General features: G+C 66.8%; 28 protein-coding genes and 1 pseudogene. 13 read left to right on the top strand and 16 right to left on the bottom strand.

Translation table 11 applies throughout. The features are described 5' to 3' along the window. Positions 1-48: 48 nt before the first annotated feature. Complete coding sequence (locus CCS01_RS06040) at positions 49-936, bottom strand: alpha/beta hydrolase (protein ID WP_158258251.1); 888 nt, start codon at positions 934-936, stop codon at positions 49-51. A 114-nt stretch (positions 937-1,050) separates the two neighbouring features. Here CCS01_RS06040 and CCS01_RS06035 point away from each other — a divergent pair, with 114 nt between their 5' ends. Both CCS01_RS06035 and CCS01_RS32575 read left to right on the top strand, forming a co-directional pair. Then, positions 1,051-1,740 carry an alpha/beta fold hydrolase gene (locus tag CCS01_RS06035; RefSeq protein ID WP_158258250.1) on the top strand — a complete coding sequence of 230 codons (690 nt, stop codon included), beginning with the start codon at positions 1,051-1,053 and terminating at the stop codon, positions 1,738-1,740. 154 nt (positions 1,741-1,894) lie between these two features. Then, positions 1,895-2,509 (top strand): hypothetical protein, encoded by a 615-nt coding sequence (locus CCS01_RS32575; protein ID WP_146101581.1) that lies wholly within the window; start codon positions 1,895-1,897, stop codon positions 2,507-2,509. Between the two features lie 91 nt (positions 2,510-2,600). Here the strand turns inward: CCS01_RS32575 and CCS01_RS06030 are convergent, their stop codons facing one another. Continuing rightward, a complete protein-coding gene (locus tag CCS01_RS06030; RefSeq protein ID WP_146101580.1) occupies positions 2,601-2,912 on the bottom strand; it encodes an NUDIX hydrolase in 312 nt (103 codons plus the stop codon). Positions 2,913-3,298: 386 nt separating this feature from the next. After that, the gene (locus CCS01_RS32570) at positions 3,299-3,553 is read right to left on the bottom strand and encodes a hypothetical protein (protein ID WP_146101579.1); all 255 of its coding nucleotides are present in this window, start codon (positions 3,551-3,553) and stop codon (positions 3,299-3,301) included. Between CCS01_RS32570 and CCS01_RS06025 the strand changes: the two genes are divergently transcribed. Genes CCS01_RS06025 through CCS01_RS06015 form a run of 3 tightly spaced genes read left to right on the top strand, consistent with a single transcriptional unit; the run spans position 3,521 to position 5,575 of the window. Next, positions 3,521-3,994: an SDR family oxidoreductase gene (locus CCS01_RS06025; protein ID WP_338049966.1), complete on the top strand. Its 474-nt coding sequence runs from the start codon at positions 3,521-3,523 to the stop codon at positions 3,992-3,994. The genes CCS01_RS32570 and CCS01_RS06025 overlap by 33 nt on opposite strands. Positions 3,995-4,028: 34 nt before the next feature. Next, positions 4,029-4,394, top strand: a complete 366-nt coding sequence (locus CCS01_RS06020; protein WP_239992018.1) for a phosphate acyltransferase — start codon at positions 4,029-4,031, stop codon at positions 4,392-4,394. Then, positions 4,391-5,575 carry an acetate/propionate family kinase gene (locus tag CCS01_RS06015; protein WP_104517923.1) on the top strand — a complete coding sequence of 395 codons (1,185 nt, stop codon included), beginning with the start codon at positions 4,391-4,393 and terminating at the stop codon, positions 5,573-5,575. Before CCS01_RS06020 ends, CCS01_RS06015 begins: the two co-directional genes overlap by 4 nt. Here CCS01_RS06015 and CCS01_RS06010 read toward each other — a convergent pair whose 3' ends face one another. The 5 genes and pseudogenes from CCS01_RS06010 to CCS01_RS34145 form a co-directional block, all read right to left on the bottom strand. After that, a complete protein-coding gene (locus CCS01_RS06010) occupies positions 5,576-5,974 on the bottom strand; it encodes a DUF302 domain-containing protein (RefSeq protein WP_104517945.1) in 399 nt (132 codons plus the stop codon). Between the two features lie 162 nt (positions 5,975-6,136). Then, the gene (locus CCS01_RS06005; protein WP_104517922.1) at positions 6,137-7,096 is read right to left on the bottom strand and encodes an alpha/beta fold hydrolase; all 960 of its coding nucleotides are present in this window, start codon (positions 7,094-7,096) and stop codon (positions 6,137-6,139) included. Between the two features lie 86 nt (positions 7,097-7,182). Next, positions 7,183-7,548 carry a hypothetical protein gene (locus CCS01_RS35010; protein WP_104517921.1) on the bottom strand — a complete coding sequence of 122 codons (366 nt, stop codon included), beginning with the start codon at positions 7,546-7,548 and terminating at the stop codon, positions 7,183-7,185. A 43-nt stretch (positions 7,549-7,591) separates the two neighbouring features. Beyond that, a pseudogene (locus CCS01_RS35980) lies at positions 7,592-7,732 on the bottom strand (hypothetical protein); the annotation flags it as partial. Beyond that, the gene (locus CCS01_RS34145) at positions 7,689-7,874 is read right to left on the bottom strand and encodes a hypothetical protein (RefSeq protein WP_104517920.1); all 186 of its coding nucleotides are present in this window, start codon (positions 7,872-7,874) and stop codon (positions 7,689-7,691) included. The gene CCS01_RS34145 and the pseudogene CCS01_RS35980, both read right to left, overlap by 44 nt. A gap of 329 nt (positions 7,875-8,203) precedes the next feature. Here CCS01_RS34145 and CCS01_RS05990 point away from each other — a divergent pair, with 329 nt between their 5' ends. Then, entirely contained in the window at positions 8,204-9,247 is a 1,044-nt protein-coding gene (locus CCS01_RS05990) for a patatin-like phospholipase family protein (protein ID WP_104517919.1), read from the top strand. A gap of 379 nt (positions 9,248-9,626) precedes the next feature. Here CCS01_RS05990 and CCS01_RS35675 read toward each other — a convergent pair whose 3' ends face one another. The 5 genes from CCS01_RS35675 to CCS01_RS05970 all read right to left on the bottom strand — a co-directional run bounded on the left by CCS01_RS35675 (position 9,627) and on the right by CCS01_RS05970 (position 13,163). Then, positions 9,627-10,823, bottom strand: a complete 1,197-nt coding sequence (locus CCS01_RS35675) for a M23 family metallopeptidase (RefSeq protein WP_146101577.1) — start codon at positions 10,821-10,823, stop codon at positions 9,627-9,629. A 103-nt stretch (positions 10,824-10,926) separates the two neighbouring features. Further along, positions 10,927-11,346, bottom strand: a complete 420-nt coding sequence (locus tag CCS01_RS05980; RefSeq protein ID WP_204848157.1) for a nuclear transport factor 2 family protein — start codon at positions 11,344-11,346, stop codon at positions 10,927-10,929. Positions 11,347-11,627: 281 nt separating this feature from the next. Continuing rightward, on the bottom strand, positions 11,628-11,978 hold the full coding sequence (locus CCS01_RS35000) for a thiolase C-terminal domain-containing protein (RefSeq protein ID WP_239992017.1): 351 nt from the start codon (positions 11,976-11,978) through the stop codon (positions 11,628-11,630). Beyond that, on the bottom strand, positions 11,941-12,780 hold the full coding sequence (locus tag CCS01_RS05975; RefSeq protein ID WP_239992016.1) for a hypothetical protein: 840 nt from the start codon (positions 12,778-12,780) through the stop codon (positions 11,941-11,943). The genes CCS01_RS35000 and CCS01_RS05975 overlap by 38 nt, the downstream gene beginning before the upstream one ends. Beyond that, positions 12,777-13,163, bottom strand: coding sequence for a Zn-ribbon domain-containing OB-fold protein (locus CCS01_RS05970; protein WP_104517917.1), 387 nt, complete (start codon positions 13,161-13,163; stop codon positions 12,777-12,779). The genes CCS01_RS05975 and CCS01_RS05970 overlap by 4 nt, the downstream gene beginning before the upstream one ends. Before the next feature lie 119 nt (positions 13,164-13,282). On the opposite strand from CCS01_RS05970, the gene CCS01_RS05965 reads away from it, so the two are divergent. The 4 genes from CCS01_RS05965 to CCS01_RS32560 all read left to right on the top strand — a co-directional run bounded on the left by CCS01_RS05965 (position 13,283) and on the right by CCS01_RS32560 (position 16,698). Continuing rightward, complete coding sequence (locus CCS01_RS05965) at positions 13,283-13,876, top strand: YqgE/AlgH family protein (RefSeq protein WP_104517916.1); 594 nt, start codon at positions 13,283-13,285, stop codon at positions 13,874-13,876. Positions 13,877-13,955: 79 nt separating this feature from the next. Continuing rightward, the gene (locus tag CCS01_RS05960) at positions 13,956-14,204 is read left to right on the top strand and encodes an acyl carrier protein (protein ID WP_104517915.1); all 249 of its coding nucleotides are present in this window, start codon (positions 13,956-13,958) and stop codon (positions 14,202-14,204) included. Positions 14,205-14,209: 5 nt separating this feature from the next. Beyond that, entirely contained in the window at positions 14,210-15,622 is a 1,413-nt protein-coding gene (locus CCS01_RS05955; RefSeq protein ID WP_104517914.1) for an MBOAT family O-acyltransferase, read from the top strand. Further along, positions 15,622-16,698: a hypothetical protein gene (locus tag CCS01_RS32560; RefSeq protein WP_146101576.1), complete on the top strand. Its 1,077-nt coding sequence runs from the start codon at positions 15,622-15,624 to the stop codon at positions 16,696-16,698. The genes CCS01_RS05955 and CCS01_RS32560 overlap by 1 nt, the downstream gene beginning before the upstream one ends. Here CCS01_RS32560 and CCS01_RS05950 read toward each other — a convergent pair. Continuing rightward, positions 16,581-17,516, bottom strand: coding sequence for a radical SAM protein (locus CCS01_RS05950; RefSeq protein WP_239992020.1), 936 nt, complete (start codon positions 17,514-17,516; stop codon positions 16,581-16,583). The genes CCS01_RS32560 and CCS01_RS05950 overlap by 118 nt on opposite strands. 268 nt (positions 17,517-17,784) lie before the next feature. Here CCS01_RS05950 and CCS01_RS05945 point away from each other — a divergent pair, with 268 nt between their 5' ends. Both CCS01_RS05945 and CCS01_RS05940 read left to right on the top strand, forming a co-directional pair. Then, positions 17,785-18,927, top strand: a complete 1,143-nt coding sequence (locus CCS01_RS05945; RefSeq protein ID WP_104517912.1) for a CaiB/BaiF CoA transferase family protein — start codon at positions 17,785-17,787, stop codon at positions 18,925-18,927. Positions 18,928-18,987: 60 nt separating this feature from the next. Then, the gene (locus CCS01_RS05940; protein WP_104517911.1) at positions 18,988-19,809 is read left to right on the top strand and encodes an isocitrate lyase/PEP mutase family protein; all 822 of its coding nucleotides are present in this window, start codon (positions 18,988-18,990) and stop codon (positions 19,807-19,809) included. A 926-nt stretch (positions 19,810-20,735) separates the two neighbouring features. Here CCS01_RS05940 and CCS01_RS05935 read toward each other — a convergent pair. Further along, positions 20,736-22,319 carry a 2-isopropylmalate synthase gene (locus tag CCS01_RS05935; protein ID WP_104517910.1) on the bottom strand — a complete coding sequence of 528 codons (1,584 nt, stop codon included), beginning with the start codon at positions 22,317-22,319 and terminating at the stop codon, positions 20,736-20,738. A 270-nt stretch (positions 22,320-22,589) separates the two neighbouring features. Then, entirely contained in the window at positions 22,590-23,480 is an 891-nt protein-coding gene (locus tag CCS01_RS05930) for a hypothetical protein (RefSeq protein WP_146101575.1), read from the bottom strand. Positions 23,481-23,630: 150 nt separating this feature from the next. On the opposite strand from CCS01_RS05930, the gene CCS01_RS05925 reads away from it, so the two are divergent. Then, positions 23,631-24,725 carry an ISAs1 family transposase gene (locus CCS01_RS05925; RefSeq protein WP_104517908.1) on the top strand — a complete coding sequence of 365 codons (1,095 nt, stop codon included), beginning with the start codon at positions 23,631-23,633 and terminating at the stop codon, positions 24,723-24,725. Positions 24,726-24,740: the final 15 nt, after the last annotated feature.

Below are 24,740 nucleotides of genomic sequence, written 5' to 3'. Positions count from 1 at the left end.
CAGGCGCTGCCCGATAGCGATCCTTGGCGCGCCTGTCCACGCCCACATTCAGGCCGGCAGGTAGTGGCGGTACCAGGCGAGGGTCGGCTCGATCACCTCCAGGAACGCCTCGCCGGTGTAGACCTCGTAATGGCCCCAGCCTTTCAGTACCACCAGCTTCTTCGGCTGGCCGGCCCTGGCGTAGAGCGACTCGCTTTCCTCGGGCGGCACCAGGCGGTCGTCGTCGGTGGTGATGAACAGCACCGGCCGGGGGGCAATTTTGTCCACCACCCACTCCGGATGGAAGCCGAGCGTGTCGTCGATGAACTCCAGCGGGATCTCGCCGGCGGCGCCAGGATTGCCCTTGCGCGCCGCTGCCGCCAGTTCGGCGGACTGGCGGTCGGGCAGCAGGATTTCCCCCCGGTCGACGAATTCCGACTCGCCGGTCAGCACGCGCCGGACGCGGTCGCCTTCGGACCGGGCGAGCAGGTCGACGAACTCGTCCGGGCGGCGCACGCTGCGCATCCAGCGGCGGCCGTGGCCGATGCCGACGACGGAGACCACCACCTTGACCCGCGGATCGACCGCCGCCGTCCAGACCACCGTGGCGCCGCCGTAGCTGGTGCCGTACAGCCCCAGCCGGGCGGGATCCACCATGGACTGGGCGCCGAGGAACGTCAGCGCCGCCTGGGAGTCGAGCACGCGGCCATAAGGCGACAGCCGCGAGCGTGGCCCGTCGCTGTCGCCCCAGCCCTTGTAGTCGAAGGTCAGCACGACATAGCCGGCGGCGGTCAGTTCCCGGGCGGTATCCGGGAGGTAAAGGTTCCGCACGCCGGTATAGCCATGGCACAGCACGATGCCGGCGCGCTTCTCGCCGGGCCTGAGCCCGTCGGGCAGATACAGGTTACCCGACAGCCTTGTGCCCTCGCTGTAGAAATTCACGGTCTGGACGGTCATGACGGTTCTCCCGGTGTTTTCGCCAGGATGCACGCTTTCCGGGGAACGGGCCAGATTGGCGCTTCCCGCAGGGCTGTGCTGATCTGCCCGGACAGACACAGGGAGGAAAGGCACATGGCAACCTATGTCCTGCTGCACGGCGCCTACCAGGGCGGCTGGATCTGGCAGCGCGTGGCGCCGCATCTGCGCGCGGCCGGGCACGCTGTCTTCGCCCCGACGCTCGACGGTTGCGCCGAACGCCGTCATGCGCTGCGACCGGGGATCACCACCGAAAGCCAGGCGGCGGAAATCGCCGACATGCTGTTCTTCGAGGACCTGCACGACATCGTCCTGGTCGGCACAAGCTGCGGCGGCATGGTCGCCGCGCGGGTGGCGGAAACCGCCCGCGAGCGCATCGGCCGCATCGTCCTGGCCGACGCGCTGGCCCTGTTCGACGGCGAGACGATCGCGGATCACGTGAAACGGCCGGCCGCGGTGACCACCGCGCTGGATACCGGGCCAACGCGGGAGGATGCCGCCAACCGGATGTTCGTCTCGCTGGATGCGCCGATGAAGAAATGGGCGCTGGCGCGCTACACGCCGCACCCGGTCGCGGCGATGACGGAACCGGTGCAGCTGAACAGCTTCTGGCGGCAGGACTGGAACGCCGCGGTGATCTGGTGCCGGCAGAGCGCCAACCCGCCGCTGGCGCACCAGCGGCGCGCGGCGGAGACGCTGAAGGCACGGTGGCTCGAGCTGGATACCGGCCACTACCCGATGCTGACCGAGCCGGAGGCGCTGGCACGGCTGCTGATGGCGGAATGAACCCGGCTCGCTGGCGCGACCTGTTCAACGCCGAATGCGATGTGCTCCTCTGCGATCTGACCAGCACGTATTCGAGATCAATGCCGCGGACGTGCCGGAGGGCGACAAGTGCCGTCATGGTTACAGCCGTGACAAACGGCCCGACTGCCCGTAAGTGGTGGTCACGCCGGACGGCCTGCCGCTGGCCTACGGACGAGGTCAAAATCCGCCGCCGCAGCGTGGTGGCGCCGGTACAGCGATCCCAGGCCGCGATCAGGAAGCAGACGACAGGCATGACACCGGATGGACTGCCGGTGCACAGCTTCCGCACGCTGTTGGCCGATCTGGCGACGCGACGCGCAACACTGTCACCACCGAAATGAACCCGTTGTATCCGCTGATCGTGGTGATGTGGCGGCCGCCGGTGCAGCAGAAGGCGTTCGACCTGCCGGGGCTCGCCATGCAGCCGGCAGGAGACGGCCATACGGCGTTTTATGTAATATCGTCAATGGGTTATGAAAAGCTCAATGAGCTTGTAATAGGGGCAAAACCCCGGGCGAATTTGGTGATTGTCCATATCGTTCCGCAGTTGGATGCCAAAAAATGGCGGAATTCCGTGCCTGTCGTTCCAGTTTCGAGCGTATGCTGCACATGCGTGCCCGGGGTTTTGCCCCTATTACAAGCTCAAGACGGAAGTTCAACCTGGCGCGCCCGGCAGCTTCGACGCGCCAATCAACGGCTGGCTGAGGACAAGCTCACGGAACGACAAGGCTCCAGGATAATCGCCTGAACCGGTCGCCACGGCGGCACGTTTCGCATCCACCCTGGTTGGGCAATCCAGCCCGGCGCCGCGCGCGACCGGGACGTCCCGCATCCATCCGTCAGCCCATCGGCGGCACGCCCGGCCCCTCATGTTCTTCGCCCACGCTATCCGGCAATTGACCAGCCCGGGAAGGCGTGACCATGAGGCGGCGCGCGGTGTGCCGAAGAACCTCGCCGAGATCCGCTGGCGTGACCAGCTCGGACGCCGTTCCTATGTCGTACCAGCGTGTCTTGCGTTCGGTCTTTTCCGGCCACTTCCGCAACTGCCGCTCAACCGCGAACAGAAACACCGAGACCTCGAACGTCGCCGGCGCACCGTCGGAGTGGCGCTTTTCGTAGCGATACAGCAGAGCGCTGGTTGGTTGAGACACGGCGACGGCGCACCTCACTCGTCATGGCCCGGCTTGTCCGGGCCACCTATTCCAGCACGTGTGCCGCGACAGGTGGCCCGGACGAGCCGGGCCATGACGATGCGGGTGCGCCGTTGCCCTGTCCCAACCGACCTGCGGTCTGCTGTAGGATGTGCGGCGATGGTGACGCAATGACAGTTCCATGACAATTCGCCATTGCCAGCCCGGGTTATCTCTGATTCTGCTGCCAACTCCGGAACACCGGCCCGTGCCTGGGCCTGGCGCAACTCTGCGAAGTCGATCCCGGACTCCGCGTCTGCCGCCGGGTAAACGAGGACGTCGTGAATGAACACGTCCCATTCCCGCACGGCGCCAAGGCTCTGGGCGATCCACCCACTGTCGCCGCGTCATGCGTCCTGTATGGAAGCGGGTTGCATTGATGAAGCCCCGGCCGGCACTTCCCACCGTGCCAGCCACCAGTCATCTCCGGGTGGAATTCCGCTTCCGCGCAGCGGCGGCAGGCAAATCGCGTAAGAAAACTGCAATAGAAACAACATATTTATTTGCCACAGCTCACGGTATCCGTCGCGTTGCAGCCCGAACATGCTGCCGAGCAGGAAAACGATTCCATGAGCATCGCAGTCGAACAGCCCGGACATCATGCCATCGATCCGCTGGCCGAGGTCTGGGACCCCGACAGCCGCGTCGGCGACATGCTGCGCGGCATGCGCGGCCTGGTCGTCGGCATCGCCAACCAGGACAGCATCGCCTATGGCTGCGCGGTCACGCTGCGCGCCTTCGCCGAGGTCGCGGTCACCTACCTGAACGAGAAGGCCGAACCCCATGTCCGCCCGCTGGCCGAACAACTCGACGCGTCGCTGATCCTGCCGCTGAACGTCGAGCAGCCCGGCCAGATGGAAGCGGTGGTCGAGCGCATCGGCCGGGAATGGGGCAAGCTCGACTTCGTCATCCATTCCATCGCCTTCGCGCCGCGCGACGATCTGCATGGCCGCGTCGTGGACTGCTCGCTCGCCGGGTTCCAGCAGGCGATGGCAATTTCCCGCCATTCCTTCATCGCCATGGCCGCCTGGCCGAGCCGCTGATGACCGACGCCGGCAGGCTGCCCTGGACGCCGCAGTGCTGGCGAAGATGGGCGACCGCGGGCCGATCCGCGGCGTCGTCGACGGCCCGCTGGCGATGGACAACACCATCAGCCTGACCGCCGCCCGGACCAAGCGACTGACGTCCCTGCTCGTCGGCGCCGCGGACATCCTGATCGTTCCGAACCTGGAGGCCGGCAACATCCTGGCCAGGGAACTCACCTACGCCGCGCAGGCGGAAGGCGCCGGGCTGGTGATGGGCGCCAAGGTGCCGGTCATGCTGACCAGCCGGGCCGGCGACGAGCAGTCGCGCCTGTTCTTCTGTGCCGTTGCGGTCCCGTACGCGCACTGGCAGGCTACCGGCCAGAGCGCTGTCGCAGCTCGCCAGGAGACCGCAGGATGACCCGTTATGTCGTGACCTTGAATGCCGGCTCGTCGTCGATCAAGTTCGCGCTGTTCGAAGTCGAGGGCGAAGACCACGCGGCCCTGGCGACCGGCCTGGTGGAAATGACCGGCGCGCAGCGTCATCTCGCGGTTCATGACAATGCCGGAAAGCCGGCGCACCAGGAGACCTGGACCGCGGCCGGTGACGGCTTCCACACCGATGCGCTGCGCCGCATCCTCGCCTGGCGCCAATCGGCGTTTCCGCAGATCGAGGTGAGCGCGGCCGGGCACCGGGTGGTGCACGGCGGCACGCGCTACGACGCCCCGGTCGTGGTGACCGATCCGGTGCTGGACTATCTGCGCACGCTGGTGCCGCTGGCGCCGCTGCACGAGCCGCACAATATCGCCGGCATCGAGGCGGCGCAGCAGGCATGGCCGCACGTGCGGCAGGTCGCCTGCTTCGACACCGCCTTCCACCGGGCGCATCCGTTCGTCAACGACACCTTCGCGCTGCCGCGGCGCTTCTATGAGGAAGGCGTGCGGCGCTACGGGTTCCACGGCCTGTCCTACGAGTACGTCACCAGCCGCCTGCGGCAGATCGCGCCGCTGCATGCCGCCGGGCGGGTGGTGGTGGCGCATCTGGGCAACGGCGCCTCGATGTGCGCCATCCGCGACGGCCTGTCGGTCGCCAGCTCGATGGGCTTCACCGCCCTGGACGGCCTGCCGATGGGCACGCGCTGCGGCCAGCTCGACCCCGGCGTCGTGCTGTACCTGATGCAGGAGAAGCAGATGGGCGCGGACGCGATCGTCGATCTGCTGTATCGCGAGTCCGGCCTGAAGGGGCTGTCGGGCGTTTCGCATGACATGCGCGAGCTGGAGGCATCGGACAGTCCGGCAGCGCAACAGGCGATCGAATACTTCGTCTTCCGCATCCGGCGCGAACTGGGCGGCCTGGCCGCGGTGCTCAAGGGGATCGACGCCATCGTGTTCTGCGGCGGCATCGGCGAACACGCCTGGCACGTGCGCGAGCGCGTGCTGGAGGGGATGGAATGGATTGGCGTCGAACTGGACCGCAGCGCGAACCGGAGCAGCGCGCAGGTGATTTCCTCGGACCGGTCGCGGGTGCGGGTGTTCGTCATCCCGACCAACGAGGAAGAAATGATCGCCCGCCACACCCTGGCCGCGATCGACGTTGCATGATTATTGCGCGACCGCCTTGATCAGCAGATGTTGCGCCGGTTCCAGGCGCGCGGCCAGGTCAGGGGCGACGCCGGCCCGGCGGAGCATTGCCGCAACGGGATGGAACGCAATCACCGCTTGGCCATCCTCGCGCTGGCGCACCAGCACACGCAGCGGCAGATCGAGGGCCGTCGCCGGTGCGGCCAGCATGACGGGCGTGCCGCCTTTGGCATGACCATAGATCAGCACCGTCGCCGGTGGCATCGCCAACCCGGCCTCCCGCGCACCGGCGGCGTGGTCGATGCGCGCGAACAGCGTCAGGCCGGCCGCGGTAATCGCATTGGCGATCCGCTCAACCGTCGATGCGAAATCTGTCGAGGAAACATGTTCCACGATGTCGGGCTGCGCTGCATCGGTCATGGCATCGTCCATCCCCCGCCGCGGTTCGAGGCCGCGCCCGGTCCTTCCGGCACCGTCGCGATCCGCCTGGTACACATAGCGGGTTATAGCATAGGCCTTGCGGATATCACGTTCGAAAAGGCAGGCCCGCCGCGGCGCGATCGGCCGGCACGGCAGGTCGCATCAGCAATTGCCGGGCGTGTCGGCTGATGACTTCTCCGCAGCCGGCGACGAAGCCCCGGGACAAAGACCAAGAGCCGCAAGAACCGGTGTCACGGCGTCAACGATGATACGAAGATGCGTCGTTCCCGCTATGACTTCCCGCCTCAGCGCGGATGGCCCATGCCGGGCCAGAAACGCGTCGAGCTTCGCCGCATCGACCAGTTCATCCTCGTCGGCGATCCCGACCCAGGTCGGCAGGTCCAACTGGCCCAGTTGCCCGGCCGGATCGGCCGGCGTGACAGCGAGCGCCATGTTGACCGTATAGCGCGACACGCAACCGATTTCCTCGGCAAGCCGCGATCCCTGGTAGTTCAGGCTGACAGCCGGAAGACCGCCGCCGATCATGCCGCCCGAGAAGGCATTGAGCAGGAACGGCCACAGCCGGACGCGGGCAAATGGGCCGTGCGACCGGTCGCGAGGCCGGTACAATCCAGCGCGGTAGCCGAACTCCGGCGCCAGCAGGACGAGGCTGCGCACCTCGGTCCGCGGCCGGTGCACGGTGCGGTAATTCAGCAGCATCCCGGCCGCGCTCGAATGACCGCCGAGATGGATCGCGACGCCCGGAAAGTCCCGCGTCATCTGCGAAACGACGCAGTCGACATCGTCCCAGATGACCCAGGGTATCTCGGCATGACCGCGTCGCCCGCCGGAGTCGCCATGGCCGCGCATGTCAACGAGGCAGACCGCCAGCGGCGCGTGGCGCACCAGGCCCGCGGCAAGCCGGCCGTAGCCCGCCCGCCGGTTGGCGCCGCCGCCGTGGTAGAAGACCAGCAGGTCGCTGATTGCGCCGGAGGGACGGTGGATCTCACAGGCGAGATCGGTTTCGTCCGCGGCGGGAACGCGCACCGATACGCAGGCCTCGGAAGGCGCCGTTCCGGCAAGCCGCGCCTCGAAATCCTCGAACTTCAGGGCCGGCGGCATCCCATCCTCCACGCGTCAAAACACCGATCCGGACCCGCACGTCCCGGCGACGGCAAAACGATCATGGTTAACCTCGCAGCCCGGGCTCAACCGCCTGCCGCCGGCTCCGGCACAGGATGCGCCTTTGCCTTCTTCCCGGCGGGCTCCCGCGCCGCCGCGCCGAGCGACAGCGGCGCACACCGCAACGTCTCGCGCAGGCGGACCAGCATGCGCAAGGTCGTTTCGCTCATCGCGGCGGTGTCGCCAGCGATGTCCTGCACCGTTTCGATCGCCCGCCCCCGGTCCGCCGCCAGCGGGATCAGCGACGGCAGCGCCGTGATGGCGACATCCGTGGCGAAATCCACGATCAGCGTCTGCTCGGCGATGATCCGCGCCCGCCGATCGGCGCCCAGGCTGCGGAACGGCTCGGTGTTGTGCGGGACTTCGTTCGACCGTTCCAGCCGGGACGGCATCGCCGGGCAGGATCTGCACCAGCATGTAGTTCACCGGCCGCGGCAGCGTGCGGCCATCCAGCACGAGTTCATACTCGTACATCCGCACCAGATGTGCCTCGCGTAGGGTCCGCGCTTGGGCGACGACGCCGTTGCCGACCTCACGCAGCACGTCGAAAAACCGGGACCGCGCGCCGGGCGGCATCGACGGCGTGCTCGTCCCAGGCCGCGGACAGGTCCAGTGGCGACCGGGACTGGCCCAGCGTCGCAACCTCGCCGAGCCGGCGGCCCGGTGTCTCCAGGCGCGCGGGCACCGGCATGAGGAATTCGGTAAGGGCTTGCGGCATATTTCACCCGATCTGCACTGGCACGGCTGAAAACGAGCGCATGAACGACCTGTTGTGCGACTGAAGTCGTCTGCCCCGATGGCGTACCAGGCAGCCACCGGCGCGTTCGCTGCAACAGCGGCAGCACGCCTTTATTATCCTCATCCCAGGACGAAGAATGTTATAGTTTGGCGAAAGAACCGCTGCCGGTTGATTGGAGTGTGTGCAATTGAACCGGACTGAGCATTTGATGCGCATGTGCGTACAGGAAATTGCCTGCCTGCCCCCGCCCGGCATGACCGGCGGGCAGTCTGTCTCGACGGCCCTCCGGCCGTTCGGTTGCTGGTGAAATGACCGGCGAAGCGGCAGACGGGACGCCGGCGAACCGGAAGCGGATCAAGCTTGCCTTGCAGGGCGGCGGGTCGCATGGCGCCTTCACCTGGGGCGTGCTGGACTGCCTGCTGAACGATCCGCGGCTGGAAATCGAGGCCGTCGTCGGCACCAGTGCCGGCGCGATGAACGCGGTCGTGCTGGTGGACGGCCTGGACCGCGGCGGCCCGCAGGCGGCGCGGGCACGACTGGCCGCGTTCTGGAACGGGGTCTCCGACCTGGCGGCGGCCTCGCCGCTGCGGCCGAGCCTGCTGGACCGGATGCTGGGGCCGGGAAACATGGATTTCTCGCCGATGTGGCGGGTCGTCGACGTCATGAACAAGGTGTTCTCGCCGTACGAGCTCAACCCGGCGAATGCGAACCCGCTACTGGACCTGCTGGAGCGCACTGTCGACTTCCCGCGGCTGCGGGCCAGTACGCAGCCTCCGCTGTTCGTCTGCGCGACGAATGTGCTGACCGGCCGCCTGCGGGTGTTCGAGCGGCACGAAATGAGCGCGCCGGCGGTCATGGCCTCGGCCTGCCTGCCGACGCTGTTTCAGGCGGTGGAGGTGGATGGGTCGCACTATTGGGACGGCGGCTATTGCGGCAATCCGCCGGTGTTCCCGCTGATCTACATGGGCGGCGGGCCGGATATCCTGATCGTGCAACTGAACCCGATCAACATTCCCCGGGTGCCTCGCGACATGCGCAGCATCATCGACCGGGTCAATACGCTGGCGTTCAATTCGTCGCTGATGCGGGAGATGCGGATGATCAGGTTCGTTACTGACCTGATCGACACGGGCGAGCTGTCGAACGGGCAGTATCTGCGCATCAACATCCACACGATCGACGCCGAGGCCGAACTCGCGGCATTGAATGCCTCGTCCAAGCTCAATGCGGACGCGGCTTTCCTTCGGCGGCTGCATGCCCTTGGGGTGCGGAAAGCGCAGGCCTTCCTCGATGCGCACTATGATGCGATCGGACAGCGATCCAGCACGGACATTGCGGCGAAGTTCTTTTGAGGCGGAACAGCGTCCGACGGAAACCGTGTGGTACGATCTCAGCCGGGCATGGCGGCCGATGCGCCCGCGCTTTTCCCGCCCCCGCCTCAGCCCGGAGGATGTCAAGGCCTGGAGCGTTTCTTCCCGTTGATGCGCGCGATTGCGCCGTTTCAGGGATTTGCCACGTTCTGTCATGCCTTCCCCAATTCACCGCCTGGATTCATTCACTGAGCGTCAGGGCGCATAACCCGACGCTCGGTGAATGGCTGCAGGATGGGCCTTCGACAAGGGGGCTCACGGCCGGATTCCGCCTGTCTGCCGCAGCTTGCCACGACGGGTCATGCTCGGCGCACCCAGCTTCAACGATAGCAAGACGGCAACAAATCGGCGGTAACGCCGATCAGTTGAAGTCAACGACCTGGTTGTTGAGCGGCAACTGGTCGATATGCGGACCATTCAACTTCCCCGTATCGATCCGCGCAGGCTGCCCCTTCTCAATCGGGTCATCCTCGCCACTGTCGTCCACGACGCCGCGCCCCTGGAACCTGGTGAAAACATACGGAAGGCCGTTCGCATCGAGCGGCGACGGCCCGTCCATCACGTGGAAATGCAGGTGCGGCGCCGTCGAGTTGCCGGTATTGCCGAGCAGCCCGATGACCTGTCCCGCCGTGACATGGTCGCCCAGCCCCACCTTGAGGCTCCCCTTCTGCAGGTGCGCATAGAAGGCGAAAGCGCCCTTGCCGATGTCGATGACCAGCATGTTGCCGCCAATGTTCTCCGGGGTGATCCCCTTCACCGGCGCGCCGGGCACCTGCTCCTCGGCCTTGTCGTACAGGTTGACGACCACGCCATCGGCCACGGCATGAACCGGTGTTCCATAGTAACGATAATGCGACAGATCGGCCGCGCCGCCCGTGAAGACACGGCCAGTCGGGTCCAGTTGAACCCAGTCAATGGCGAAACGTTCAGGAACGCGCAGCACACCGTTCACGCCCATGATGGCACCCCGGTGCGATGTGATGCTGTCGCAACATCCGTTGACCGCGACCCAGCGGTCGCCGCGCAACGGCGGCTCCACAACGACGGCCGCCGGTCCAATCCGGGTCTCGGCGCCGGTGAAGGTGAACGTCGCCGGAACGGGCGAATCAGCGGGCATCTTCCGTGGCTTGCCGTCCGGGCCGGCCGCCTGGCGGGTGGCGGTAATGCGCGCGGCGATCGCCGGCGGCCGCGGTTCACCGGGCGCAAAACTGACGTCCATGAAGACCGCGGCCGAGCCGCCGGGCGGCAGTGTGTCCCTGGCGCCGGCATACATCGTCGTCATCCCCGCCAGTCTCTCGCCCTGCAGCGACCACAGGCTGCGTGCATGATCGTCCACGGCCTCGACCTTGTCGAGCGTCACGAAAACCTTGCTCGGGTTCACAACCAGCAATTCATAGGCGAGATGTATCCGGCCATCGGCGCCCGGCACCGGATTGGGTTCGCTGATCGTCCGCACGGCGATCGAACTGAGGACCTCGCCCGGTTTCAGCGACTGCGCCAGGCATGGATCCGTTGTCGCAACGACAGCAAGAACGGCAAGCGGAAGCACGAAGCGCATGGACTTGTCCCCGGGCGTGTCCCGGGGATGTTGCGCACGTTAATGGCAAAGGTCAAATCGTCCGCAGCGGCTTCATCCAGGCGAATTGTATCGCCGCCGGGCCTCACGGCGCCGGGGACACGCGATTCCAGAATTCGTCGAACTCGCGCGTGTCGAAGAAGGCGATGGCGCTGACCACCTTCCCGTCGTTCATGCGGAAATACCATGTGTAAGTATTGTGGTACGGCATCCCGTCCTTCGTCGTGGCCGCGGCGTCGAACAGGATGATCACCATGTCGCCATCGCCATAAATGCCGCGAACGGTCGGCACCAGCGGCGTCGCCATGCGCGCGTTGAATGGATGGATCACCTCCCGCAGGAACGCCTCGCGGCTGTAGGTCTTCGACAGCGGAGACGAACCGACGATGGTCCAGTCTGCGTCGGGTGCCAGCAACTCGAAAGGGCTGCCGGTGCCGGCGCGCCACCGGTCGAAGCCTGCCTGCACAAGGGCCTTGTTTTCTGAAGTCTCGGCAGGGTTCGGCATGATTGGATCCTCCCGACATGGTGCCTGCATCGTCGCGGGACGTGCCGGTGGCGAGGCGGGCGGTTCCGTCTCTCTGCGTGCGTCAAGCCGCCCCTCTCAGCACCCCTGAGCGCGCAAACAGACGAAAACAACATGGCAAGGCGCCGGACCGGACGTCAAGCGCCGACTCTTGCAACTGCCGAAATCCATGCCGCCGGACAGGCGAATACTGATACATTACCGTTACGACACCGCGCCCGGAGATGCGGAAATATACAATACTATATCGCAACGAAACGCCATCAGACCGTCGCCGGACCGCCCAGGATCGTCGTCGCCTGCGCCGACAGCACGCCGCCATTGCCATGCACCAGCGCCAGGTCCGCGCGCGGCACCTGGCGCTCGTTGCACTGACGCCGCAATTGCCGCACGGCCTCGATCAGCAGGAACAGCCCATACATCCCGGGATGGCAATACGACAGGCCGCCGCCGTTGGTGTTCACCGCCAGTTCCCCCGTCGGGCCGATGCGACCGCCCTCGACAAACCGGCCGCCCTCGCCCTTGGGGCAGAAGCCCAGGTCCTCCAGGAACAGGATCGTGTTGATGGTGAACGCGTCATACAGCGCCAGCACGTCGATCTCCGACGGCTTCACCCCCGGCCGCCTGGCAGGCCCATGCACCCGACTCGACGGCACCGGTCCGCGTCAGCGACGGCATCGAACTGATCGAGGCATGCGTGATCGACTGCCCGCTCCCCAGCACATACACCGGCGCGTGCCTGAGATGCTCCGCCAGGTCCGCCCGCGCCAGCACGATCGCCCCGCCGCCGTCGGTCACCAGGCAGCAATCCCGCACCGTGAACGGATCGCTGATCGGCCGGGCGTTCAGCACGTCGGCGATGGTCAGCGGCTGCTTCTCCCACGCCGCGGGATTCAGCAGCGCCCACGCCCGCGCTGCGACGGCGACCTCCGCCATCTGCTCCCGCGTCGTGCCGTATTCGTGCATGTGGCGGCTCGCCGCCAGGGCATAGGCGCTGGCCGGCAGGAACGGCCGGAACGGGGTTTCGTACGGGTTGAACTCCCGGGCGCTCGCCGCCCGCCGCCCCACCGTGCGCTGCGTGCTGCCATAGGCGACGACGGCGACCGAGCACAACCCGGCCTCGAGCGCCGCATGGGCATGCGCCACATGCACCTCGAACGACGAGCCGCCGACGATGGTGCTGTCGGTGTAGGCGTCCGGCAGCCCGAGATACTCCGCCAGCGACAGCGCGGACGTCCGCGCCTGCGTCGTCGCGCAGAACAGCGCGTCCACATTCCTGAGGCCCAGCCCGGCGTCGCGCAGCGCGCGATCGACGCCTTGCGCCATCAGGTCGATCGGGCTCATGCCGGCCGCGACCGCGTCCAGGTCGGATTCGGCGGCGCCCACGATGGCGACGCTGCCGCGGGTGACGCTCATCGCGCGCCCTCCACCGGTGTGAACACGGGATAGGGATCTTCGTCGCCCTCGAGCGCATGGACCCGGAACTTCACCCGCATGCCGATTTTCACCGCGGCCGGCGGGATGTCCTCGACCCGGCTCATCAGGCGGAAGCCTTCGTCGATGTCCACCAGGCAGACGTTGTACGGGTCGCCCTGCCGCGGGTGCACGACGGTGGTGGCATGCACCGTCCCCAGGCCCTTGCTGACCCGCCATTCCAGCTCCCTGGCGCCGGTCTTCGGCGCGATCAGGCGCGGGTAGAACACGACCTGATTGGTTGAAGGACTGAACTGGTAGCCAAGCTCGCCGCGCTTCAGGTGCGCGATATAGGTCGCCAGCGGCGACTCATCGGCGTTCGGCATGGCAATTTTCCTACAGCGTTTCTGGTGCGATCCCAGCAACGGCTGGACCGGCATACAAACCGACGCCATTCGCCACCGAACCGCTTGCACCGGGCAGGGGAGTGGCCCAAATTGAGGCGATGGCTAGCTCCAACCCGAAACACGATACCGCTACGCCGGAGGGGTTCCTGACCGGCCAGGTGCTGATCGCCATGCCCTCCATGGCTGACCCGCGCTTCCAGCAGAGCGTGATCTACGTCTGCGCCCATACCCCGGAAGGCGCGATGGGCCTGGTGCTGAACCGCCCGATCGTCAAGCCGACCTTCGACGATCTGCTGAAGCAATTGCAGGTCGCGCCTGTCCCGCCGGTGCGGGAGATCAAGTTGTGCGCCGGCGGCCCGGTCGAGAACGCGCGTGGCTTCGTCCTGCATACCAGCGACTGGACCGGCGAGGGCAGCCTGAAGGTCGACGATAGCACGGCGCTGACCGCCAGCCTGGACGTGCTGAAAGTCATCGCCGAGGGCGGCGGGCCCAGGGAGTGCATCCTGGCGCTGGGCTATGCCGGCTGGGGGCCGGGCCAGCTCGACCAGGAACTGCAGCAGAATGCCTGGCTGTCGGTCACGCCCGACGAACTCCTGCTGTTCGACAACGACCACGACACCAAGTGGCGCCGCGCCCTGGCCAAACTGCGCATCGACCCGTTGCTGCTGTCGGACACGGCCGGCCACGCCTGACGCCGCCGGCGTTAACCTTTCGGTAAGATTTGGGGCATAAACCCCTCGGCGCTGAAGCCTGCTGCCGAAGGAGCTTTCCGTGCGCCCATCCCTGTCCGCCATTGCGTCGATCATCCGCCACATGCTGTGCGACGGCAGCCTTGCGATCACGGCGGACACGCAGTTTGCGGACCTGCCCGGCTGGGACGACATGGATCTCATGCGGATCGTGGACGAGGCGGAATGCCATTTCGACGTCCAGTTCAACCTGACCGAGTTCGATCGGCTGGCAACCGTCGGTGACCTGTTGCTGGCGGCCGTGTCCAAGCAGGTCCTCGCCGCGGCCTGAAGACGGTGGCGTTCAGCGGCTTCCCGTTCCTGCTGGGTTTCCTGCCGCTGGCGCTGTGTGCCTTCGCTGTTTGCGCCAGGCGGGGCGAGGCATGGGCCAAGGCCTGCCTGATCGCCCTGTCGGTGCTCTTCTACGGCGTGGGCCAGCCAGCCTGCCTGCCACTGCTGCTGTCGGTTGTCGGCAACTATTGGTTGCTGCGGCGGATGCATGGGTCGCCGCGCGCCGCGTCGTGGGCCGGATGGGGCGTGACGGCGAACCTGGCGGTGCTGGCCTGGTTCAAGTACCTGGGGCCTGACCCGGTCCCGCCGCTCGGCCTGAGCTTCTTCACCTTCACCCAGATCGGCGGCCTGCTGTACCACGCATCCGGCGACATCGCGCCGCCCCGGGCGCGGGACTATGCGCTGTTCGCCGCGTTCTTCCCCGCCCTGACCGCCGGCCCGATCCTGAACCCGGCCGATATGCTGCCGCAGCTGTCGCGAGACCGGGACTGGCGCCTCGGCAGCGACCAGCTTGCCGTCGGCTTCGGCTTCTTCGTCATCGGGCTGCTGAAGAAGACAGCCCTGGCCGATCCCCTGGCCGGCGTGGTGGCCAGCGGCTTCGCGGACCCGTCGGGGCTGACCTTCTTTCCGGCTTGGCAGGCGGCGTGTTCCTACTCGCTGCAGCTCTATTTCGACTTCTCGGGCTATACCGACATGGCCATCGGCCTGGCCTGGATGTTCGGGCTGCGATTTCCCGACAATTTCGACCAGCCGTACCGCGCGGCCTCGGTCATCGACTACTGGCAGCGCTGGCACATGTCGCTGACCCGATTCCTGATGACGCATGTGCATACGCCGCTGACCCTGGCCGTGCTGCGCTGGCGCCGCGCGCACGGCCTGCCGATCGGCAACGCGGCGCAGACGACGGTCACCGGCTTTGCCGCCATGATCGCGGGGCCGGTGCTGATGACCATGACCGCGATCTCGCTGTGGCACGGCGCCGCCTGGACGTTCCTGCTGTTCGGCCTGCTGCACGCGGTGTTCCTGCTGGTCAATCACCTCTGGCGGCTGCATCGGCTGCCCGCCCTGCCGCGGATCGCCGCGATCGCGCTGACCTACCTGTGCGTGCTTGTCGCCTCCGTCGTATTCCGCGCCGGCGACGTGTCCAGCGCCGGGGCGCTGCTGGCGGGCATGGCCGGGTGGCATGGAGTCGCGATCACGTTCGACGATCCGCGCGCCGTGCTGGACATCGCCTGGCTGGCCGGTCTCTACGCCATCGTCTGGGCGGCGCCGACGACACGCCAGGTGATGCAGGGTCCGGCGCCGGCGCGCCTGGCCTGGCGGCCAACACCGGTCTGGGCGGTGGCGATGGGGTGCGGCGCCACGTTCGGCCTGCTCCTTGCCGGCGGTACCGGCGAATTTCTATATTTCCGCTTCTGATGGCGTACCTGCGGCTCCTTGCCCTGTCGGCGGCCGTCAGTTTCGCCCTGGTTTGGGCCTGGGTCGCCGCGGCGCCGATGGCCTTCATGGAACCCGAGTATCCGTCCTGGCGCGCCAAGCAGGTGATGCTGGAGCAATGCGACCTGGGCGATGCCATCGTCCTGGGCGACTCCCGCGCCGCCGCCGATATCCTGCCCGCCCTGTTGCCGATGCGCGCCACCAACCTGGCCGTCGGCGGCGGCATGCCGATCGAGGCCTATGCCGCGCTGGCCCGCGCGCTGGCCTGCCCGTCATCGCCGAGGCTGGTCATCATCTCGTTCGACCCGGGCCACTTCACCAGCCCGGACCTGTTTTGGGACCGCAGTGTCCGCTTCGGCTTCATATCGGGCTCGGATGTCGCCGCCTTGCGGGACGCCTCGCGCCGTATCGGCGACCTGTCGGTGTATGAGGCGCGGCATGCCGACGGGCTGCCGTCGATCCTGCGCGACACGCTGTACCGGATGCGCTTCCCGTCATACTACGCCGCCAGCCTGATCCACGGCGGCGGCATCCTGCGCTGGCCGGGCAACCGGGCGCGGCTGCGGGACGCCTTGGCCGCCCGCGGCCAGTACTATTTCGGCACCGCGGCCGGATCGGATGTCGTCGCCGTCGAGGGATCCATGCCGGCGTTCCGGCCCTTGCCCATCCTGGACCTGTATTTCGACCGGCTGCTGGCGCTGCTGGCGGCACACGCGATTCCGGCGTGGTTCATCGCCATGCCGGTCAACGAGGCAACGTGGCGGCAGGTGCGTCCGGCCATGCTGGACCAGTTCACCGCCTACCTGGCCGGCTACGAACGCCGTTATCCGCTGTTCCACGTGGTGGGCACTGTCATGCCGCACTGGCCGGACCGGTTCTTCGGCGACCAGTTCTGCCACCTCAACCCGGGCGGCGCCCGGCGCTTCAGCGCGAGTCTGGCTCAGCGGCTGCAGGACGCGCCGCCGAGCACGCAGAACGAGGCGCAGAACGGATGGTTGAGCGAAACCGGCCGGGACGCTTCCGCCAGGGTCCGGCCCATTTCGAAGCGAGGGTCGTAGGCCAGCAGGGTGCAGGCCAGTACCACGGGCGCGGCGGCGGCCTTGCGCTTCACCACCATGCGAGCACTGGCGCACATCACGTCCTCGGGCGACTTGTGCAGGATGCCCCAGCAGGCGGTGGTGATCTCCGGCACGTCGCGGTCCGGTTCCATCTCGGGGAACAGCATCAGCCGGACCGGATCATGGGCATCGACCGGTATGCCGTGCTCCGCAAACAGCCGGGCGAAGCCGTCGCGCAGGGACCGTTCGGTTTCGCCGGTGTAGCGGCGGCCGGCGACGTCCAGCCGGAAGCCGTTGCGGGCCAGCCAGAGCAGCCCGTCCAGGGCCGGCAGCCAGCTTCGCCGTCCACGCTCCTGCTCGTGGATCGCCGGGTCGTAGTGGTCCAGCGACACGCGCAGGGTCAGGCGGTCGCCGTAGCGGTCCCGCAGCGCCAGCAGCGGCGCGCGCAGCTTGCGCAGCGGCTTCATCGCGTTGGTTAGCACCAGGGTGTCGAACCCGCGCGACAGCACGGCCTCGAGCATTGCGATGATATCAGGATTGATGAACGGCTCGCCGCCGGTGAAGCCGATCAGGCGGGTCGGCAGGGAGTCGCGGGCGATTTCGTCCAGGTAGCGGACGACGTCGGTGACGGTCAGCCAGTCCAGCCGGTCGTTGCGTGGCGAGGATTCGATGTAGCAGTTGCGGCAGGTCAGGTTGCACAGCGTGCCAGTGTTGAACCACAGTGTCTCCAGCGTGGTCAGGGCGACGGTGGCGCGGGTCTCGCCCTTGGCAGTGACGAGGGGATTCTGGAATTTGGCCGGGTCCAGCGCCCGGGTCATTTGGTCCAACGGCGGCTCCTGCATGGCAAAGTCGGCGCATGATGGCGCAGATCGCAGGCGGTGGCATCATCCCCGGTGCGACAATGGCGTTGGCGCCGCGGGCGGTGCGGCCCGTTGCCCCATCGCCATGGCCGGGCGTGTCCCGGCCATCCGCGCCGCGGCGGCGAGGGGTGGATGGCCGGGACACGCCCGGCCATGGCGATAGAGAGACGACCTCGCTCAGCGCGGTGACCGGCGCCTGCGAGACCGCATTTTAGGAGGAAACACCATGGCGGGTGCGCTCGACCATCTTCTGGTGCTGGACCTGACCAGCCATCTGTCCGGGCCGTACTGCGCGATGCTGCTGGCAGACCACGGCGCCGAGGTGATCAAGATCGAGCCGCCGCAGGGCGACTCCGCCCGCGCCATGCCGCCCTTCGTCAATGGTGAGAGCGCGCCGTTCATGACGTGGAACCGCAACAAGCGCTCGGTGGTGCTGGACCTGAAGCAGGCGGCCGACAAGGATGCGCTGTGGCGGCTGGTCGACCAGGCGGACGTGCTGGTGGAGAACTACCGGCCGGGCGTGCTGGATCGCCTGGGCTTCGGCTGGCCGGAGCTGCACCGGCGCAACAGGCGGTTGATCCTGGCCTCGATCTCCGGCTTCGGCCAGACCGGGCCGTACAGCGCGCGCGGCGGCTTTGACCTGATCACCCAGGCGATGTCGGGGCTGATGAGCACCAACGGCCCCGCCGACGGCCCGCCGCATCGCCTGCCGATCGCCATCTCGGACGTCACCGCCGGCATGTTCCTGGCGTTCGGCGTGCTGGCGGCGGTGGAGGCGCGGCATCGCACCGGCGAGGGGCAGCACGTCGAGACCTCGCTGCTGGAAGCGGCGACGTCGCTGGCGGTGTACGAGTCCGCGCACTACTTCGCGACCGGGACGCGGCCGGAGCGCATCGGCCAGGCGCACCGGGGCAGTTCGCCGTACCAGTGCTTCCAGACCGCGGACGGTTACATCACGTTGGGTGCGTCGCAGCAGAAGTTCTTCCGGCAGTTGTGCGAACTTGTCGGCGCGCCGGAACTGCTGGCCGACCCACGCTTCGCCACCAACGCAGACCGGGTGAGGCACAACGATGCGCTGGTGGCGGCGCTGGGGGAGAAGCTGCGGACCCGGCCCTCGGCGCACTGGCTGGCGGCACTGGAGGAATGCGGCATTCCCGCCGGTCCGGTGCTGTACTATGATGAAGTGTTCACCGATCCGCAGATCCTCGCCCGGGACATGGTGGTGGAGACCAACCATCCGGTGACCGGTCCGTTCCGCACGATGGGCGTCACGGTCAAGCTGTCCGCCACGCCCGGCTCGGTCAGGCAGGCGGCGCCACGGCTTGGCGAGCATACGCAGGAGGTGCTGACGCGGAAAGCCGCGGAATGAACCGCGCGAGGATCGTGCCGATCACCGGGTGATAACGACCCCCATAAACAGGAGGAAGCAATGTCCAGCCAGACGGAAAAGGCCGAGCGGTTCCGCGCCCTGCATGCGGCGCCGGAGACCTTCGTCATTGCCAACGCCTGGGATGCCGGCTCCGCCCGCATGCTGGCCGCGCTCGGGTTCAAGGCCCTGGCGACCTCCAGCGGCGCCTGCGCCGGCGTGCTCGGGCGGCGCGACGGGATGGTGACGCGGGACGAGGCGCTGGCGCACTGCAAGCTGATCGTCGATGCCACCGACCTTCCGGTGTCGGCGGACCTGGAGAAGGGCTTCGGCGATGCGCCGGCCGCCGCCGCCGAGGCCATCCGCCTTGCCGCCGGTGTCGGGCTTGTCGGCGCCTCGATCGAGGATGCGACCGGCGATCCGCAGCGCCCGCTGTACGATGCGGCAGCGGCCGAGGCGCGCATCGCCGCCTCGGTGGCCGCCGCCCGCAACCTGCCGTTCCCGTTCACCCTGACGGCGCGGACCGAGAACTACCTGCGCGGCAACCCCGACCTCGACGACACGATCCGTCGCCTGCGGGCGTTCGAGGCGGCGGGCGCCGACGTGCTGATGGCGCCCGGCCTGCCCGACCTCGAGGCCGTCCGCGCGGTCTGCGGCGCGCTGACGCATCCGGTGAACTTCATGGCGGGGATCAAAGGCAAGTCGTTCACCGTCGCCGCGTTGTCCGAGGCCGGCGTGAAGCGCGTCAGCCTGGCCACGTCCCTGTATCGCGCGGCGATGACCGGCCTGCTGGATGCCGCACGGGAAGTGGCCAGGCAGGGGACGTTCACCTATCTGGATCAGGCACTGCCGACGCCGGACCTGAACGCCTTCATGCAGGGATGATCCCGCCCGGCCGGCATCCCTGCGGTTGTGCAATCTCCGGCGGCAGAGGCGCAGTTTTTTCGACCATTCATGCCGCCGGACCACCCGCGGCAGTGGACAGACGGCGGGCCAATGATCAGTATAAGGACATGCGTGCAGTTCTCGCCCTGGGTTTGCTGATCTCGCTGGCCGCCTGTTCGGGCAGTCCGGCCTCCTATGGCATTACCGGACCGGGGCACCAGCAGCCCGTCGGCCCGTCTGTCCCAGGGGCTGCTACGAATGAGACGATGCCAACGCCGGGAATTCCAACGCCCGGTTCCTATTATGGGTCGAGCATCGGGCCGATCCCGAGCGACAGCGGGTTCTACGGCTACAACTGAGCCGCTGGGACGGCGGCGCCGGTACCAGGGTGGCGGACGGAGAAGGACCTGGCACCAGGTCCGTTGCTCTCGTTATGGCCGGGCGTGTCCCCATAAGAGCTACAGCAGACCGCAGGTCGATTGAGACAGGGCGACGGCGCTCCCTCATCGTCATGGCCCGGCTTGTCCGGGCTATCTGTTCCAACCCATGTGCCGCGATAGGTGGCCCGGACGAGCCCTACGCAATGCACACATCCTGGAAACGAGTCGGAAATGACCGTAAAATCAAGTGCTTGCCTGGGCGCCAAGAGCGTTCCACCATCGTCATGGCCCGGACAAGCCGGGCCATGACGAAAGGGAAACGCAGCGGCGGACCGTTTCCGAGATGTGTGCATTCCGTAGGGACGAGCCGGGCCATGACGGTGAGGACAGGGGGCCTCAGTGTCCCAACCGACCTGCGGTCTGCTGTAACTTAAAGCGGAATAGGGCGTGGCCGTCGCCCTATCGTCATGGCAAGGCGTGTCCCGGCCATGACGACAAAAAGACCATCTCGTTCCGGCGCCGCCGCGTATCCCGCGATCGCAGCGCCTACGCCGACAACGCCGTCGGCTCGGTGCGCTCCCGCTTGACCAGCAGCTTGTTCAGCGCGTGCACATAAGCCCGCGCCGAGGCGACGATTGTGTCGGCGTCCGCGCCCTGGCCGTCGACCATCTTGCCGTTCTCCTCCAACCGGACCGTGGTCTTGGCCTGGGCATCGGTCCCCTCGGTCACCGCCGCCACCGAGAACAGCACCAGGTCGGCCTTGTGCGGGAAGATCGCATGGATCGCGTTGAACGTGGCATCCACCGGGCCGTTGCCGGTGGATTTGGCTGACTTCACCTTGCCGTCGATCTCCAGCTCCAGCTCCGCCTTGGCCGGGCCCTTGGAGCCGGCGTGCAGGTCCAGCGAGACGAAGCGGATGCGCTCGTGGTCGCGCATCACCTCGTCATCGACCAGCGCCACGATGTCCTCGTCGAACACGATCTTCTTGCGATCGGCCAGGTCCTTGAAGCGGCGGAACGCGTCGTTCAGCTTGTTGTCGCCGATGGCATAGCCCAGCGTCTTCAGCTTGTCGCGGAAGGCGGCGCGGCCCGAGTGCTTGCCCATCACCAGGCTCGACTTCTGCCAGCCGACGCTCTCCGGCAGCATGATCTCATAAGTGCCGGCGTGCTTCAGCACCCCGTCCTGGTGGATGCCGGCCTCATGCGCGAAGGCGTTGCGGCCGACGATCGCCTTGTTCGGCTGCACGTCGAAGCCGGTGATCGCCGCCAGCATCTTCGACACCCGCAGGATGTTCGGAGTCTTGATATTGTTGACGAACGGCACCGCGTCGTGGCGGGTGCGGATCGCCATCACCGCCTCTTCCAGCGAGGCGTTGCCGGCCCGCTCGCCGATGCCGTTGATGGTCGCCTCCACCTGCCGCACGCCGGCGCGGATCGCGGCCAGGGTGTTGGCGACGGCCAGCCCCAGGTCGTTGTGGTTGTGGGTGGACAGGATGATCTGATCGGCGCCCGGCACACGGGTGCGGACCATGGTGAAGATGCGCTCCATGTCCTCAGGCAGCGCATAGCCGACGGTGTCGGGGATGTTGATGGTGGTCGCGCCGGCCTTGATCGCGGCTTCCACACAGCGGCACAGGAAGTCGGGGTCGGTGCGGGTGCCGTCCTCGGCGGACCACTCGACGTCATCGGTGAAGGAACGCGCCAGGGTGACGCTGTCGGTCACCGCCTGCAGCACTTCCTCCGGCTCCATCCGCAGCTTGTACTTCATGTGCAGCGGGCTGGTGGAGATGAAGCTGTGGATGCGCTTGCGCTTCGCCGCCCGCACCGCGTCGCCGGCGCGGATGATGTCCTCCCGCCCCGAGCGGGCCAGGCCGCAGATCACCGGGGTGTCGTCGCGTTGGCCGACTGACTCGGCGATCGCCTTGACGCTTTCGTAGTCGCCCGGCGAGGCGATCGGGAACCCGGCTTCCATCACATCGACGCCCAGCTCGGTCAGCGCCTCGGCCATGCGGATCTTCTCCTCCAGGTTCATGGAGAAGCCCGGCGACTGCTCGCCGTCGCGCAGCGTGGTGTCGAACATGATGATACGGTCGTCCGCCATCTTGCCGAAGCTGGGATGGTTGATGCTCATGGTGTGTTCCTCAAGGGACGAATGGACGCGACTGATGCCTCAGGGACCCCCTGAGCGAAGCCGTGGTCACCGACCCGGCGCAGCGCTCAGGGGCGGGTAAGTCGAAGGAGGAGGAGGCCAGCCAGCCGCGCGGCATCGGACGCAGAGGCGTCAACGATCAGGCTCGCAAAGGGCGCGACGGCGATCATGAGGTCATCCTATAGCCGCAACCGTTGTTCGCTGCAACTGCCCAGGCGTAGGACCCGATAGGACAATCGCGGCCGCGGCGTGTCAGGGCATCTGTTCGGCAAGGACGCCTTTCGGACGAAAACGGTAGCGTAGCCGCCACCCGGCGATGATGCGATCCATACGTCCGATGTCCGCCGATCGGCGGATGTTGAGTATTTCGGCGTTCTGTCCAATCTGGCCCACTTGGTCCGGAGCCCCGATCAAGGAAAGGAACGTCGGCAGGAGCCCTTTTCCGTCGACGGCTGCATCATAGCTGCAGATGTGAAGCGGACCGCGCGCCGTCCGGCGCCAGTTGCGGGCAAAGGCGTCAATATCAAGGTAGAACGTCCAGTCATGGTGCATCACGAACTTGCCATTCCGAAGGATCTCAGCGGTAAAATCGCGGAACCGGGCTGTCAGGCCATGATGCTGCCGAAGCTCGCCATAAAGCGAGACGGCATACGTATCCGCTCGGCGGGTAAAAAGAATATAGTAGGGCTCGTGACCGGCCTCGGCCAGCGCCTGCTCAAGGCATAAAAGCGCGGCAGGATTATCAACCAGATATTCAAAGTCCTCTGAGGAAATCACGGCGGCGTCTGCCGTTGACTGCCCGAGCTCCGCGATCAGGTCCTGCAATGTGCCGTGTACCGGGTCAAACCTTGGCTCCCCGCGCAGGCCCCAGCCGATATTGTGGTGGCCTGATTGCTCATCCAGAACGCCGGCCGTGGGGACATAGATGCCTGCCGCGCCGAGAATATCGGCCTGCTTTCGGAGGAAGGCCTGGATCGACGTCGTGCCGGTCTTGTGGGTGCCGATGTGGATATACAAACGCATCAGATGGTGACCGTTTTTCAGTGATACCGTCCGCAGGCCCTTGTTGAACGGGTCACTGGCTGCGGACGGCCGGGAAAGCATCGCTTCAAGCGGGAATCTGAAACATATGTGCAAGCGCATGATCGTTCACATAATGGTGTCAATCTGGTTACGCGATTGACCCAGGGGATTCGCACTTCGAAAGTCCTTGACACGCGATTTGGACTTGCCCGACGCGGGCATGATCGACTCTTTGGCTGAGGGTGAGCACCACGATTGCGGGAGGCCCCCTTGGATCAGTTCATCGCCTGCTGGGAGGAGTTGGAGGACCCGCGCACCGGCAATGCCGCGCTGCACGATTTCCATGAACTGCTGATGATTGCGCTCTGCACGGTGCTGTGCGGCGGCCAGAGTGCGGTGGACATGGCCCGGTTCGCCCGGGCGAAAGAGGCGTTCCTGCGCAGCTTCCTGACGCTTGAGAATGGACTGCCCAGCCACGACACCTTCAGTCGCCTGTTCCGTCTGCTCGATCCGCAGGCGTTCGGCGCGGCGTTTCAGCGGTTCATGGCGAGGTTTGCCGACACCGTTCAGGGTGTGGTGGCGATCGACGGCAAAGTCCTGCGCCGGTCCTTCGATCGCGCCAGCGGCAAGTCGGCCCTGCACATGGTCAGCGCCTGGGGCTGCGAGCAACGCCTGGTGCTGGCGCAGATCGCCACCGACGCCAAGTCGAACGAGATCACCGCGGTGCCGAAGCTGCTGGCAATGCTGTCACTGAAGGGCACGATCGTGACCGTCGATGCGCTCAACTGCCAGCGCGCCATCGCTCAGCAGATCGTCGAGCAGGGCGGCGACTATGCCATGGCGCTGAAGGGCAACCAGGGCACGCTGCATGATGATGTCCGCACTTTCCTGGATGATCCGGCGCGCCCGGCAACGCCAAGCGTGCAAACGGTCGATGCCGACCACGGCCGCATCGAAACCCGCACCGCCACGGTATGCGCCGATATCGACTGGCTGCAGGCCGACCACCACTGGCCCGGCCTGGCCGCCATCGGCAAGGTGGAGCGCATCCGTGAAACCGCGGCCAAGACCACCACCGAGACGGCCTACTACCTCCTCAGCACGGCCCTGTCTGCGGAACGCTTCAATGCCGTCGCGCGGCAGCATTGGGGCGTGGAGAACCGGCTGCACTGGCGGTTGGACGTGGTGATGAACGAGGATCAGGCCAGAACACGGTTGGACAACGGCCCCTACAACATGGCGGTGCTGCGGCACATGGCCATCAATGTCATGCAGACGAACGGCGACAAGGACGCCTTGCGCGGCAAGTTCCAGAAGGCCGCCTGGGACAACGCCTATCTCGCTCGCCTCCTGGCACTATTCTGAAGTGCGATTGCCCTG

The organism is Rhodopila globiformis (assembly GCF_002937115.1).
GTDB lineage: Bacteria > Pseudomonadota > Alphaproteobacteria > Acetobacterales > Acetobacteraceae > Rhodopila > Rhodopila globiformis.
The sequence above is the reverse complement of the archived record's forward strand: the minus strand, read 5'-3'. Positions and strand labels throughout refer to the sequence as shown.

Bases quoted from the DNA above. Each gene is read 5' to 3' on its own strand.
- CCS01_RS06040 (WP_158258251.1), bottom strand. From the start codon at position 936: ATGACCGTCCAGACCGTGAATTTCTACAGCGAGGGCACAAGGCTGTCG.
- CCS01_RS06035 (WP_158258250.1), top strand. From the start codon at position 1,051: ATGGCAACCTATGTCCTGCTGCACGGCGCCTACCAGGGCGGCTGGATC.
- CCS01_RS06025 (WP_338049966.1), top strand. From the start codon at position 3,521: ATGAGCATCGCAGTCGAACAGCCCGGACATCATGCCATCGATCCGCTG.
- CCS01_RS32570 (WP_146101579.1), bottom strand. From the start codon at position 3,553: ATGATGTCCGGGCTGTTCGACTGCGATGCTCATGGAATCGTTTTCCTG.
- CCS01_RS06015 (WP_104517923.1), top strand. From the start codon at position 4,391: ATGACCCGTTATGTCGTGACCTTGAATGCCGGCTCGTCGTCGATCAAG.
- CCS01_RS06010 (WP_104517945.1), bottom strand. From the start codon at position 5,974: ATGACCGATGCAGCGCAGCCCGACATCGTGGAACATGTTTCCTCGACA.
- CCS01_RS06005 (WP_104517922.1), bottom strand. From the start codon at position 7,096: ATGCCGCCGGCCCTGAAGTTCGAGGATTTCGAGGCGCGGCTTGCCGGA.
- CCS01_RS35010 (WP_104517921.1), bottom strand. From the start codon at position 7,548: ATGCCGTCCCGGCTGGAACGGTCGAACGAAGTCCCGCACAACACCGAG.
- CCS01_RS34145 (WP_104517920.1), bottom strand. From the start codon at position 7,874: ATGCCGCAAGCCCTTACCGAATTCCTCATGCCGGTGCCCGCGCGCCTG.
- CCS01_RS05990 (WP_104517919.1), top strand. From the start codon at position 8,204: ATGACCGGCGAAGCGGCAGACGGGACGCCGGCGAACCGGAAGCGGATC.
- CCS01_RS35675 (WP_146101577.1), bottom strand. From the start codon at position 10,823: ATGCGCTTCGTGCTTCCGCTTGCCGTTCTTGCTGTCGTTGCGACAACG.
- CCS01_RS05980 (WP_204848157.1), bottom strand. From the start codon at position 11,346: ATGCCGAACCCTGCCGAGACTTCAGAAAACAAGGCCCTTGTGCAGGCA.
- CCS01_RS05975 (WP_239992016.1), bottom strand. From the start codon at position 12,780: ATGAGCGTCACCCGCGGCAGCGTCGCCATCGTGGGCGCCGCCGAATCC.
- CCS01_RS05970 (WP_104517917.1), bottom strand. From the start codon at position 13,163: ATGCCGAACGCCGATGAGTCGCCGCTGGCGACCTATATCGCGCACCTG.
- CCS01_RS05965 (WP_104517916.1), top strand. From the start codon at position 13,283: ATGGCTAGCTCCAACCCGAAACACGATACCGCTACGCCGGAGGGGTTC.
- CCS01_RS32560 (WP_146101576.1), top strand. From the start codon at position 15,622: ATGGCGTACCTGCGGCTCCTTGCCCTGTCGGCGGCCGTCAGTTTCGCC.
- CCS01_RS05950 (WP_239992020.1), bottom strand. From the start codon at position 17,516: ATGACCCGGGCGCTGGACCCGGCCAAATTCCAGAATCCCCTCGTCACT.
- CCS01_RS05945 (WP_104517912.1), top strand. From the start codon at position 17,785: ATGGCGGGTGCGCTCGACCATCTTCTGGTGCTGGACCTGACCAGCCAT.
- CCS01_RS05940 (WP_104517911.1), top strand. From the start codon at position 18,988: ATGTCCAGCCAGACGGAAAAGGCCGAGCGGTTCCGCGCCCTGCATGCG.
- CCS01_RS05935 (WP_104517910.1), bottom strand. From the start codon at position 22,319: ATGAGCATCAACCATCCCAGCTTCGGCAAGATGGCGGACGACCGTATC.
- CCS01_RS05930 (WP_146101575.1), bottom strand. From the start codon at position 23,480: ATGCGCTTGCACATATGTTTCAGATTCCCGCTTGAAGCGATGCTTTCC.